Below are 13385 nucleotides of genomic sequence, written 5' to 3'. Positions count from 1 at the left end.
CGTAAAACGGACTTGTATTTTCTTTATTCATAAAGAACTTTCATTTTAGTAGAAAAAAAATATTTTAAAATGACTTTTCTTTAAATAGAAAATTATACATTTGTAATTGTTCGGTACCTAATTCCGTTCAAGATCCTAAATTCTAAGCCTTTTACTGATTTTACTATTGATTAAAAATTAAACTCAAAACAAGTATGAGGAAGTATTTTTGGTGCTTAACATTAGCGGTCTTATTTTTCTCAGCAACTATAATTGGTTGGAGATCGCCGGGTTCAGGCAAACTAAAAGGAGGGGTAAATGAAAGTCTGTCTGCAAAAGAACTATTTAACCAGTATGTTAATAACCTTTATCTTGCAGCTAATTTACAGGAATCGGGGTTAGCTTTCGAAGTGTTTGAAAAAGCAGTTACCGGTTATACCAATTTAAAACTCGCTCATAAATTATCACAAAATACTGCGGTGCTTACGGTTGTTGATTTTACCAAACCGAGCCGCGAAAAACGTATGTGGATAATTAATTTATTTAGCAAACAACTCTTACTAAATACCTGGGTAGCACACGGTGAAGGAAGCGGCATGGAAATGGCAAACCGTTTTTCTGATCGTAACGATTCGCATCAAAGCAGTTTGGGATTTTACCTGGCCGATGATGTTTATATGGGTAAACACGGCCGGTCTTTACATTTGGACGGTATGGATGAAGGATTTAACATAAGTGCCCGTCAACGGGGTATTGTTGTTCATGCTGCCGATTATGTTAGCCAGGGAGCAATTAACCAGTTGGGTAGGTTGGGCCGCAGTTTTGGCTGCCCTGCTGTTTCTCCTAATGTTGCTGATTTTGTTATCAATACTATCCAGGGGAAATCGGTGTTTTTTATCAACGGTAATGATGACAGGTACACTTCAAAATACCTGGATGAAACCGCGCCATTAAACCAGGTTGCAGCTGATTCTACATCATTTGATATAGCGAAACTTTAAGTACCTTATCCAATTATAAACCTGAATGCCCGGCCTTAACCAACCGGGCATTTTTTATTTCCCCATGATTGTTTGAAGGTGAGCATAAAGCACAATATCCAATCCATATACATCGGGCCGGTATTGCAAGGTGCCATTTTCATCAGCCCAGCAGGTAACATAAGTTATGTATATAGGTGTTTTTTTAGGTAATGAGATATTTGTGGGCTCGGGGTTATCCTCGCTCATATCCTTTATTATGGTGTCCAGGTCTTCACCTTCGCCAAAAAGGTTCTTAGCCAATGCCTGCGGATCTCCCAATCGCACACAGCCATGGCTCACGGCGCGCATACTTTGCCTGAAAGCAGCTTTTGCAGGGGTATCATGAAGGTAAACGCTGCTCTTGTTCTTAAACAGGAATTTGATCGTACCCAGGGAATTATCAGCACCCGGGCGTTGTTTAAAATCATAGTCAAGGTTATCCTTTGTTATGGTCGACCAGTCAATATCTTCAGGATCCTCAACTAAGTCGCCATTTTTATATACGTCGATATTCTTGTTCGATAGGTAGTACCTGTCCCTGGCCGCTTCAACAATGATCTCCTTGGTGGCTATGCTTTGCGGTATATTCCAAACTGGGTTTACATCCACACTGTGTATTAAACTACCTAATTGAGGTGTTTCGCGCGGAAATGGTTTATCAATTTTGGCAGTATCGCCAAAGTTGATGAGCGTTTCTTTATTATCCATGTTGCGCCCCTGGCCAACACAAACCTTCATGTTTAATACAGACTTACCATCTTCAAATACATCAAGGCGGTAGTCGGGAATATTAACATACACATATTTAGGTTCATATGGTTTATTTCGCCAGCGTAAACGTTCAAGGTTTACCATTAAACAGCGCTGTGTTTCTTCTTTTGACAGCCCGGGTAATGCTTCGCCGCTGATAAAAACTTTCTGTAAGGCAATGTACTGTGGATTTTTTGGCTGAATACTATCCAGGTAATTTTTAATGCTTGCAGCTGCAAACACAGCTTTCGTCGAGGTGCTGTCGGGACGTTTTGTTGCTGTAAAATATCTTGAGTAGATTTTTTTAGGGTTAATTACTCCAAACTGCAGCGCATTGGTGTATTTTGTAAGTGTGCTTGCCGTAAGTAACTCCAATTTTGCCAGGGTAAGGTATGCCTCATCAGTTGTTTTAATCCCATTTTTATCATGAAATTTAGCAATTAAAGCTTTCAGTTTTTTAGGCCGAAACAGGTTTGAATCCAGGCCATGTTCATTAGCTTTAGTGTAATATTGAGGTATGGCATCCAGGTCGCCATTACTTAAATGGTTTAATACAAAAGTTGGTTGGTAATCATTGGCTTTATAATATGCTTCTATCACCGATTCATTGGCTAATTTCGACTTTTCGGCAGCCAGCTCTTTTTTAAATACCTCGGCATAGGCTTCGGGGTCAACATCTTTAAAAACTTTATTATGCGTTATCCTGAAAAGATCGTCGGCCATTTCAGAATGCTTTTTTTTACAGCTTTGAAAAGTGAACAATAAAGCAAACAATGAAAGCAATATAAGGGAGGGAAAGTTTTTATTTTTCGTGACGGAGGGCATAATCAAATTTAGTTAAATAAGTCTTATGATTAGCAATACCCATACCACAAAGCCTGTAAGTTTTTAATTAAATTTGAAATCGGACAATTTATCAGCAACATTGAAATAATTATGTCAATAATCTCAATAAAACACACATTTTTCTCGATTATTATAGTTTTTTTACTGCCATTTTCAGCTTTTTCTCAAGGCTTTAAACCAGTAAATAAAGACGCATCGCCCGAAGCCGTGAGCCTATTATCTTTTTTATATGAAATTAAAGGTAAGCACATTCTGTCGGGCCAACAAAATTACAACAGTGATCTGACCATATTTTCGGACAGTGCCAAAGCCATAACAGGGAAATATCCTGCCCTTTGGGGTTCTGATTTCATGCTGTGGGGAGATAAAGACCTTGGCCAAAAACTGGTGGACGAAGCTATAAAAAAATGGGCCGATGGTTACCTTGTTACCATTATGTGGCACCAGGGCCGACCAACTGATAATCCCCCATATGACTGGAAGCAAAGCATCCAGGGTGAATTGGCAGAAGCCCAATGGACAGAATTGGTAACCCCTAACACACCCTTAAACCAAAAGTGGCTGGCTGATATAGATAAGGAAGCTGGTTATCTTAAACAGCTGCGCGATGCGCATGTGCCTGTTTTATGGCGGCCATACCATGAAATGAACGGTGTTTGGTTTTGGTGGGGTGACAAAAAAGGTGAGAATGGAATTAAAAAGTTGTGGAAAATGATGTACGACCGCTATACCAACTATCATCATTTAAACAACCTGATATGGGTTTGGGGTGCAAACGGTTTACGTGATATCCCTCAGGATGAGGCTTATGACTATAAATTATATTATCCGGGAGCCAATTATGTGGATATCCTGGGATCAGACGTATACCATTTTGATTATGAACAAAAGGATTATAACGAATTGCTTAAGCTGGCCAATGGTAAAATAATATGCCTGGGCGAAACAGGAGAACTGCCCAATACAGCGGTATTGGCAGCACAACCCGAATGGGCCTGGTTTATGGTGTGGACAAGTTGGTTATGGACTGACAACACCCACGAAAGGGTGAAAGAGGTATATGGGCTACCGCAAACCCTAAACCATGATGAGGTTAAAACAATGCTCCAAAAGAAATAATGGCAGATAAATTATCAGAAGTTTGGCTACATGGGCCATTAAGTGACATGCCTGCACTGGTACAGCCGGTAGCCCATGCGCTCTTGCAGGCAAGGGAAGAGCTTAATGAATTGCTGTATGATTTTCCTGCAATATTGTTATGGAAGAACGTTTATGGGATGGCTTCACCGGGGTTTCATTTGCAGCATTTAACGGGCGTATTAGACAGGCTTTTTACTTATGCAAAAGGAGAGGGGCTTACCGAGAGGCAGTTTGAATATTTGTCGGCCGAAGGAAAACCGGATGGAGATTTAGATGTAACATCACTTGTGAAGCAATTTAACTTGCAGGTTGACAAAGCGTTGAAGCAATTATATGAAGTAGATGAATCAGCTTTAAAAGAAGTAAGGGGAGTAGGTCGTTCCCAGGTTCCTTCAACGGTAATAGGCCTTTATGTACACGCGGCCGAGCATACCATGCGTCATATAGGGCAATTGCTGGTTACTGTTAAAGTGCTTAAGAGCGAAAATCCGGTCTAAGAAAATACAGCTACAGCATCCTTAAGGTTTTTGGAAAAGTGTGTTACCATCGCATTTTGATGCCTGTTATCGGGATCGAATAAAAATGTATCGATGCCTAAGGCTGACGCTGCTTTTATCTCCGATTCAGGATCATCACCAATAATCAATAGCTCTTCGGGCTGATAATTATTAGCAGCCATGATCATCGCAAAAATATCCTTTTTAGTTTGGGTAGATACTTCAGGATCAACTATATAAATCGCTTTAAAATCTTCCTCGATATCCAATAATTTTATTTTGCTCCACTGCAGTTTGGTAAAGCCGGTAGTTACTAAAAATTTATCAATTTTAGTTTCGCTGATGTGTTTATACTCCTCATAGGGCTGCATAGGCAAGGTATACTCCAGATTTTTAAGCATATCGAGACCCTTGTTTTTTGCGGCGTCGCTAAGGTTAAACTTTTCGGCAACCTGTTGATAAGGCCTTCTTTTCATTTCCTCTTTTAGCTTTTCTACCTCCTCCAAACCTATTTCTTCTGCAAGGCTGTCAACAAATTCAAACACACGGCTAAATAAATTATCCGAAATTGAACTCACGGGATATATAGTATTATCCAGATCTAATATAATTGCCTTTTTCATACTAAATAGTTTGATCGGTTATGATAACAGCTTCTTTGTTTTTTATGTTGAATTTTTTTAAAAAATAATACCCGGTAGATACAAACAGGCATACGCCTCCTAATATCCACCATAATGTATCAAAGCCGCCGTAGGCAATAATCTGGCTTCCAACCGCCGGCGCTATGATTTGTGCTGCAGACCACGACATACTGTAAAGGCCTGCATATTCGCCACGGTTAGTGTTGGTGGTACGGCTAAGCCAAAATGTGTTCATGAAGGGCATGCTGATTATTTCGCCCAGGGTCATTAATGTTACAATGAATATAGCCACAAAAGCAGTATGAGGCAATATATTCAATAATACAAAACTTAAGCCCGAAATTAAAACACCAATCCTGATATACGTAAGGGGATCTCTTTTGCCATCAAGTTTATGTACTAATATCATTTCGATAAGAACGATGATTATTCCATTTAATGCCAGGAGGAAACCTATAAAACGCACGTTAAAATGCCATTGTATTTTATAAAATACAGGCTGCATAATAAAAAACTGGAAGAAGCAGATAGAGAACAATGTGCCTAATAATATAAATACCAGGTAAATGTGATCTGAATAGGCGGATTTTGATATAACAGCTTCCGTAATTGCTTTTACTGATTTTTTAATCTTTGACCGTGGCATCAATATCAATAGTAATAACCCGGCAAAAATATTGGTACAACCATCAACCCAAAAAAGCGAATGGTAGCTGTATGAAGCTAATAAACCACCTAATCCTCCGCCAAATGCCCAACCCAGGTTGGCAGCCAGCCGGTTTAGGGAGTAGGAGCGGGTTGTATTTTGTTCGCTGCTGTAATGCGCTATAGCGGCGGAGTTTGCCGGCCTGAAAGATTCATTACAAATGCTCAAAATAAAAGTGCCTATGCCAACACTTATAAAAGTATGCTGAAAACCTAAAATAATAAACATTACACCGCCAAGCAGCAATGACCCAACCTGGATATCATAAAAGCCAATTTTATCCGACAGTCGCCCGCCTATAAATGCCCCGGAAATAGCTCCAATGCCAAAAATAGCCATGATCCATCCAGATTGTACAATAGTAAAATGCAGCTGCTGAATGGTGTAAATGCTCATAAAGGGCACAACCATAGTACCGCTCCGGTTAATGAGCATCACCATGCTAAGGTACCAGCTGTTTTTAGATAGACCGCTATAGGCTTTTTTGTATGATTGAATAAGAAGGGTAAACATTGCCATGTAAAGATAGGCAATACCCGCCTATAGCTTTGCCATTTTACTATCAACATTAGCAAAAAAAATGAATATTCTTTGTTCTGGCCGGAAAGCTTTTAGAAGTACTTTTGGGAACTCAAAAACGGTACTTTGCATACACCGTTGACACACCTTTCAGGCACCTGCGGATCACCTTACAAGTACCTGCCATACCCCCTTTGGTTTCCCTTTGATAATCGCTTAATTATGGTTATTGTATTTGTAATCAGATGGTTATATATGAAGTAATGAATTTAAAGAGCTTTCATTTTAAATGAAACAGGGCGTTTATCTTGTTAGATAAGCGCCCTGTTTGGTTATATACAAATTTACAAAAAAATCAAATAATATCCAAGTTTTAAGACCGCGATAAATGCTGACAGAAGATCAAAATGAATAATATTTTATTAAAGTTCTCCCTTTGGCAAAATCGAATTCCTGTTTCTCAGCCAATGATCGGCCAGTACCAAGGCAGCCATGGCCTCAACAATAGGCACAGCACGCGGCACCACACAAGGATCATGGCGGCCTTTACCCGATATTTCGGCGGCGTTACCTTCACTATCAATAGTAGCCTGGTTTTTCATGATGGTAGCAACCGGTTTAAATGCAACTTTAAACTCTATGGGCATGCCATTACTGATACCACCCTGGATACCACCCGAAAAATTAGTGATGGTACTTATATCTCCTAAATGCGATTTAACGAAGATGTCATTATGTTCAGATCCCCGCATTTCGCTGCCGGCAAAGCCCGATCCAAATTCAAAACCATGCACGGCATTGATGCTTAGCATAGCTTTGCCCAGGTCGGCGTGCAGTTTATCAAAAACCGGGTCGCCTAAGCCGACCGGGCAGTTTTTTATGTAACAGCTTACTTTGCCACCTACGGTATCGCCATCCTTACGCACGCTGTCAATAAATTCTATCATTTCCTCAGCCGTAGCCGGATCGGCACAGCGAACAATGTTTTTTTCCCGTTCATCGATAAAATCCTGGATGTTGCTGATATTAACATTAGGTGCTTCTATCTTACCTACACCGCTAACATGGGCGGCAATCTCTATTCCCTGGCCTTTAAGCAATAGTTTTGCTAATGCCCCGGCAGCAACACGTGCGGCGGTTTCGCGGGCCGAGGAGCGCCCTCCGCCACGATGATCGCGAATGCCATATTTGGTTTGATAAGTATAATCGGCATGGGATGGACGGAATACATCTACATTATGGGTGTAATCCTTTGAACGCTGATCCTCATTTGGAATAAGCATGGCAATAGGGGTACCCGTGGTTTTACCGTCAAATACACCCGATAAGATCTTTACTGTATCACTTTCTTTACGCTGCGTAGTGATCTTTGACTGGCCGGGTTTACGTTTATCCAGCTCGCCCTGTATGTAATCAATATCCACCACTAATTGTGCAGGGCAGCCGTCAATTATTACCCCGATAGCTTCGCCATGCGACTCGCCAAAAGTGGTTATCCTGAATACTTGCCCAAATGAATTGCCTGCCATTTTGTTAGATATAAGATGTAATAATTAATAACGTCATTGCGGGGAACGAAGCAATCCCCAATATGCAAATCCACTCTGTAAGTATGGGATTGCTTCGTGCCTCGCAATGACGGCTGGTTTTATGGTTTGTAGTTTTTAGAATTAGACTTACGAAGTTTTAAAAACTTCGTAAGTCTTTCGCCGATTTTACAACCCGATGCGTGGTTTATGTAGTTACGATTAAAGGCCTTTCACCTTTTACCTTTCGCCTTTTACCCTTAACCTTTTGCCTTTAACCTTCTACCGTTTCCACAGTAAATCCTTGCTTTTCCAGGTCAGTCCAGAAAGCCGGATATGATTTGTCGACTACCGGGCCGTTCTCAAATTCCAGTTGAGGAATAATAAGTGCCAGCGGTGCAAAAGCCATAGCCATACGGTGATCATGATAAGTACTAATAAACATGCGTTCGGGGATAAACTTTTCACTGCAATCCAGTTTATAAACCTGGCCTTTTTCAATTAGTTTAACACCCATTTTTGCAAGTTCGGTTTGCAGCGCCAAAATACGGTCGGTTTCCTTGATCTTTAGCGTTTCAAGACCTGTAAATGTAGCTTCGTGACCCAATGCCGCACACACAACAATAACGGTTTGCGCCAGGTCCGGGCATTCCTTCATGTCAAATATTTTACGGCTTAAAGGCTTTGCTTCTTTCAATAAATGCACACCGCCATCTTTAAATTGCGATGTAATCCCAAAGTTAGCCATGATCTCGGTGATTACACTATCGCCCTGCAGGCTATAAGGTGTTAACCCGGTCAGGAATAGTTCGGCTTCATCAGCTAAAGCTGCAATGGCATACCAGTATGATGCCGCACTCCAATCTGGTTCAACGTGTAATGATGTTGTTGCAAAGTCCTGATTTGGTATTGAAATGACATTATCAGTCCAAACGTGCTGTATACTTGCACTTTGCAGCATCGCTAAAGTCATTTCAACATATGGGCGCGAAGTTAGTTCACCCTCAATGTGTAATTCCAAACCCAAAGGCAATCGGGCAGCGATGAGTAACAGGGCCGTAATATATTGACTGCTGATGTTACCTTTAATACTGATCTTACGAGTGAGCTGCCCGAAATTGCCTTTTAGTTTTATAGGAGGGTAGCCCTCTTTTTCTTCATAATCAATATGGGCTCCCAGTTCCCGTAACGCATCAACCAATACACCTATTGGCCTTTCCTTCATCCTTTTGCTGCCGGTTAAAATTACTTCATCATCCTGTATGGCATAAAAGGCAGTCAAAAAACGCATAGCCGTGCCGGCAGGGCCGATATCTACAGTGGTGAGTGGTGAGTGGTGAGTGGTGAATGGTTCGCCGCTGCCATCTGCCAAAACCTCATGATTCTTGACTCTTGATTCCTGATTCTTCCTTAAAATCCCTGCTAATAACACAGCATCAGCCGCATCAGAAACATTTTCCACCTTCACTTTACCGTTGCTTAGCGCTTCGATAATAAGTGCGCGGTTACATTCACTTTTCGACCCGGTAAGGTTTACCGTGCCATTTATATGCTTATTACTTTTACTCAGGATGATGTTTTGCATCGTTTGGTTAGTCTTAAGTCCCAAGTCTATAGTCTTAAAGTCAAAAGTCAAAAAAGAATAAACAATTTTTGACTTTTGACTTTTGACTTTTGACTTAATATTACGCGTGTGTTAGTTTTTCTGCTGCTTGTCCGGCTTCGCTGGCGTTCATGACAGCTGTTTGCCTGCTGATAGATTCGGCGTGTAAAAGTTCCAATAATTTCTCAGTAAACTCGTCGCCCAATTTTAAAGCTTTTGCATAGTTGCTACGTTTTTGAAGGATCTCGTCCCAACGGCCAACCTGTAAAATGGTAATGTTGTTATCTCTTTTGTATTGACCGATCTTATCAGCAATCTGCATACGTTCGGCAATTTTCTGTATAACTAAATCGTCAATTTTGTCGATCTGTTTACGTAACTCGGCCAGTTTATCGTTTACTTCGGCATTGCGGATCTCTGGTTTACGTAAAGCCAGGTGATCTATAATGTCGGCAAGGGCAGCAGGGGTAACCTGTTGTTTTGCATCTGTCCAGGCAACGCTTGGGTCGATGTGCGATTCGATCATTAAGCCCTGCATATCAAGATCTAATGCTTTTTGTGATATGTAACCAATCAGGTCGCGGTTACCAGAGATGTGACTTGGATCGTTAATGATAGGCAGTTCGGGAGCCAGAGTTTTTAAGGCAATAGCGATATCCCACATCGGCTCGTTACGGAAAGCTGATTTTTCGTAAGATGAAAAACCGCGGTGAATAGCAGCCAGTTTGGTGATACCGGCGTTGTTAATACGTTCCAATGCGCCAATCCATAAAGAAAGATCGGGGTTCACCGGGTTTTTAACCATTACAGGCACGTCAACACCACGTAAGGCATCGGCAATTTCCTGTACGGTGAAAGGGTTAACTGTTGAGCGGGCGCCAACCCAAAGTATATCAACACCGGCTTTTAAAGCTTCTTCAACATGTTTACCTGTTGCTACTTCAATTGCGGTTGGCAAACCTGTTTCTGCTTTAGCGCGTTTTAACCACTCTAAACCAATACTGCCGATACCTTCAAACTCTCCCGGACGGGTGCGTGGTTTCCAGATACCTGCACGTAAAGCAGAGATTTTACCGGTTTGAGCTAATAAATGAGCTGTGGCTACCAGCTGATCTTCAGTTTCGGCACTGCAAGGACCCGCAATTACCAATGGTTCTTTACCGGTTTTAATCCAGGTATGAAGCGGCTGTATGTTTAAATTTAGTTTCATCTTTTTAATTATTTGTCGGGCTTTTTAATTTTTAAGCCCAGGGGTTATTTTATATTTTTTGTTTTTAATTATTGTTGTCGATCTGCAGGATCTTAAATGTTGCGCCGGATATTGATATATCTCCGTACCCGCTCAATTCTTTGGGGTTTAGGTGTTACTGATAACTCATCTTCGTGTCTTTCATATTCGCCAAGTATATTAAAGTTTTGTGTGTATTTAAGGATCTGTCTTATAGCGCTATCATAATGTTTTTGTTCTTCCCACTCAACATCTACATAAAAATTGTATTCGTTACGCTTACCTAAGATGGGCATTGATTGGATCTTACTCATATTTAAGCCTTCTTCGGCAAAAATATTAAGCACTTTGGCCAAAGCGCCAACTTTATTACTCACCTGGAAACAAAGCGACGCCTTATTTACGTTTTTCTTCTCCATGTTATCGTGATGGGTAAGGATCAGGAAACGTGTAAAATTCCTTTTGTTTGATTCGATCCTACGCTCCAACACATCAAGTCCGTAAAGACTGGCAGCAAGAGAATTTGCAATGGCTACTGTATCGGTTAGTTGTTCGTCGCGTATGCGTTTGGCACAGGCGGCAGTATCGCTGCTTTCCACAATTTTAAGGTGCGGATATTCGTCAAAAAAATCAACACACTGGCGTAAGGCGATGGGATGGGAGGTTACGTATTTAACATCCTCAAACTTTACACCCGGCAATGCCATTAAATGTAATTGTATGGGTAAGTAAATTTCGCCCACTACCGGGAAGCCATAATCAAGCAACAGGGTATAGTTAGGCAATATGCTGCCGGCAATACTGTTTTCAATAGCCATTACCACATAATCAGCGTCCCTGTTCTTTAAACTTTCAAATGTTTGTTTAAAAGAGTTGCACTCAATCATCTGGGCATTTTCGCCAAAATATCTTAAGGCGGCCTCTTCATGAAACGAGGCACGGATCCCCTGTATGGCAACTCTTGGTTTTTCTATTTTCATAACCCTGTTAAAGCAAAAAATCCCGGCATTTTGTGCCGGGACTTTTTAAATTCTTTATGTGTGTTAAGTACATATTAGTCCCGGCTCTTACTGTTAAAGTAGAAGTAGTAACCATAAAAATATGCACTGTTAAATTTCATTGTTTTTTATTATGTTGTAAATGTACGGTAAAAAATGATTCTGTCAATAGAAAATTTTATTTTTTGTTAAATTTTGTAGGTGAACCAAATTTTATTTGCTAAAAATGGATTTTACTTACTTTTAAATACTTAATCGCGGTCGTAAATAACAGGAATTCTCAACTTGTCGGGGAATTTGCTTAAAAGATCATGTCTCGATATCAAAAGGTTTGAAAGTTTTAGGCATTGATTATTGTTAAATACAATACCGGTAACTTCAAACATACTTGATGGCCCCGAGCCTTTGCCTCCGTAAATAATTATCTCTTTAATATCCCTTTTATTGCAAAAAACAATGCTTTTTTTATCTTGCCCAAAAGAAAACCTATCATTGCCACGCGAAATTTGAAGGTATTGTTGCCGGGTTTCAAAAACCCTATAAAATATCGCTAAAATAACACCCCCAATTGCTAACATTGACAAAGCAGGAAACACGATATCCTTATTGCTTTTAGTAGCATCCAGTATAACCCCGGCAAACAATAGCACATAAATAAATGGAATGCACATAACCACGGCAATTCGCCGGGATTTTATCCCGTATTCAAAGTTACTGGTTATAAAATGGGGCTGATTCCCAATGTTAAAAAAATGCTTCTCAAATATACTTAGCTCTAATGTTTGATTAAAAAAATCGGTAACAAGCTTTGCTGCGGCTTCAATATCAGGAGCATGGTATTCATATAAATGATTATCCTTGTCGAGGTAATAAACACAGAATTTACCGCCAAAGTAAAGTCCAAGCTTTAGGTAATTAACATCGTCATCCTGTACGGTTATAGATGGCCCGGTTAGTTGAATATCTGTTAACGGTCGCTCCAAATCCCAGGGAAAGTTTTTTATTAACCGAATTGTTTCCTCCAGGTTTCTTGGTGCCTCATCAGAGAACTCGCTTTTTTCGTAAGTGTTGTGCTGAAGTTTTGATATAAATTGAGGCATAAGGTAATGTAACATTAGGGTGGTATCAAAGATAATATCCATATTGATATAGCTGGATGCTTCCTGTTAATTTTACATGGAATTTAATTGCAAAGCGCTAATCCCAATAGGTAAATGTTTCGTTATTGATTTGTATATTTGTTGTAATTGAATGCAAATAATAAAAGATATGCAGACAGCCGACATAAATAAAAAATTGGTAGACGGTTACCTTGAGCTTTTTAGAAATTTAAGTCAAAATAACAAACTCGACTTGATTTCGGGTCTGTCTAATTCATTAAAGTCTGATAAAAAGCAAAAAAGCAAAACTCTGAAATTAATAATTGGAGATTTTATTCCAGAGAAGTCAGCTGAAGTAATAATAGAAGACTTAAAAAAAGCAAGAAGTTTCACACGAGATATCGAAAGGTTTTGAAACAATACCTTCTTGATACTAATATTTGTATTTATCTTTTAAAGGGGTTATTTGACATTGCCGAAAAAATAGAGGCAATTGGTGCCGATAAATTCTTCCTTTCTGAAATAACTATAGCTGAATTGAAATTTGGAGCCGAGAATAGTGATTTCCCCGAGAAAAATACCCGAAAAATTATTCAGCTTCAGGAATGGTTTACAACGATACCCATCTTTAATTCATTAGATGTTTATGCTAAAGAAAAAGCACGATTAAAGAAAGCGGGCAAAATATTGGATGATTTTTATCTGTTAATCGGTGCAACTGCGATCCACAACAATTTAACATTAGTTACCAGGAATGTATCAGATTTTGACAGACTTAATGGCATCGAAATAGAAAACTGGGCAGTTATTTCATGAATAATTAGGTC

The 13385-nt window shown here is 39.9% G+C and carries 13 protein-coding genes; 5 read left to right on the top strand and 8 right to left on the bottom strand.

Annotated features, from left to right (window positions below):
* Positions 1-194 precede the first annotated feature (194 nt).
* Complete coding sequence (locus AC1DO4_RS22540; RefSeq protein WP_477419823.1) at positions 195-980, top strand: murein L,D-transpeptidase catalytic domain family protein; 786 nt, start codon at positions 195-197, stop codon at positions 978-980.
* A gap of 54 nt (positions 981-1034) precedes the next feature.
* On the opposite strand, the gene AC1DO4_RS22535 is transcribed toward AC1DO4_RS22540, so the two are convergent.
* Positions 1035-2474 carry a L,D-transpeptidase family protein gene (locus tag AC1DO4_RS22535; RefSeq protein WP_477419822.1) on the bottom strand — a complete coding sequence of 480 codons (1440 nt, stop codon included), beginning with the start codon at positions 2472-2474 and terminating at the stop codon, positions 1035-1037.
* A gap of 213 nt (positions 2475-2687) precedes the next feature.
* Here AC1DO4_RS22535 and AC1DO4_RS22530 point away from each other — a divergent pair, with 213 nt between their 5' ends.
* Complete coding sequence (locus tag AC1DO4_RS22530) at positions 2688-3716, top strand: glycosyl hydrolase (protein ID WP_477419821.1); 1029 nt, start codon at positions 2688-2690, stop codon at positions 3714-3716.
* Complete coding sequence (locus AC1DO4_RS22525) at positions 3716-4234, top strand: DinB family protein (RefSeq protein ID WP_477419820.1); 519 nt, start codon at positions 3716-3718, stop codon at positions 4232-4234. Before AC1DO4_RS22530 ends, AC1DO4_RS22525 begins: the two co-directional genes overlap by 1 nt.
* On the opposite strand, the gene AC1DO4_RS22520 is transcribed toward AC1DO4_RS22525, so the two are convergent.
* The 7 genes from AC1DO4_RS22520 to AC1DO4_RS22490 all read right to left on the bottom strand — a co-directional run bounded on the left by AC1DO4_RS22520 (position 4231) and on the right by AC1DO4_RS22490 (position 12558).
* Positions 4231-4857 carry an HAD family hydrolase gene (locus tag AC1DO4_RS22520; RefSeq protein WP_477419819.1) on the bottom strand — a complete coding sequence of 209 codons (627 nt, stop codon included), beginning with the start codon at positions 4855-4857 and terminating at the stop codon, positions 4231-4233. The two genes, AC1DO4_RS22525 and AC1DO4_RS22520, sit on opposite strands and share 4 nt — an antisense overlap.
* A gap of 1 nt (position 4858) precedes the next feature.
* Positions 4859-6097 carry an MFS transporter gene (locus AC1DO4_RS22515; RefSeq protein WP_477419818.1) on the bottom strand — a complete coding sequence of 413 codons (1239 nt, stop codon included), beginning with the start codon at positions 6095-6097 and terminating at the stop codon, positions 4859-4861.
* A gap of 428 nt (positions 6098-6525) precedes the next feature.
* Positions 6526-7632, bottom strand: coding sequence for a chorismate synthase (gene aroC, locus AC1DO4_RS22510; RefSeq protein WP_477419817.1), 1107 nt, complete (start codon positions 7630-7632; stop codon positions 6526-6528).
* Positions 7633-7903: 271 nt separating this feature from the next.
* On the bottom strand, positions 7904-9214 hold the full coding sequence (gene aroA / locus AC1DO4_RS22505) for a 3-phosphoshikimate 1-carboxyvinyltransferase (RefSeq protein ID WP_477419816.1): 1311 nt from the start codon (positions 9212-9214) through the stop codon (positions 7904-7906).
* A gap of 100 nt (positions 9215-9314) precedes the next feature.
* The gene (locus AC1DO4_RS22500) at positions 9315-10442 is read right to left on the bottom strand and encodes a chorismate mutase (RefSeq protein WP_477419815.1); all 1128 of its coding nucleotides are present in this window, start codon (positions 10440-10442) and stop codon (positions 9315-9317) included.
* Between the two features lie 92 nt (positions 10443-10534).
* Positions 10535-11440: a prephenate dehydratase gene (locus tag AC1DO4_RS22495; protein WP_477419814.1), complete on the bottom strand. Its 906-nt coding sequence runs from the start codon at positions 11438-11440 to the stop codon at positions 10535-10537.
* A gap of 269 nt (positions 11441-11709) precedes the next feature.
* Entirely contained in the window at positions 11710-12558 is an 849-nt protein-coding gene (locus tag AC1DO4_RS22490) for a PH domain-containing protein (RefSeq protein WP_477419813.1), read from the bottom strand.
* A gap of 169 nt (positions 12559-12727) precedes the next feature.
* On the opposite strand from AC1DO4_RS22490, the gene AC1DO4_RS22485 reads away from it, so the two are divergent.
* Complete coding sequence (locus AC1DO4_RS22485) at positions 12728-12973, top strand: hypothetical protein (protein ID WP_477419812.1); 246 nt, start codon at positions 12728-12730, stop codon at positions 12971-12973.
* A complete protein-coding gene (locus tag AC1DO4_RS22480) occupies positions 12970-13374 on the top strand; it encodes a PIN domain-containing protein (RefSeq protein WP_477419811.1) in 405 nt (134 codons plus the stop codon). The genes AC1DO4_RS22485 and AC1DO4_RS22480 overlap by 4 nt, the downstream gene beginning before the upstream one ends.
* Positions 13375-13385: the final 11 nt, after the last annotated feature.

It is taken from the genome of Mucilaginibacter sp. P5_A6, from assembly GCF_056400585.1.
This window is presented reverse-complemented; position numbering and strand designations above follow the sequence as displayed.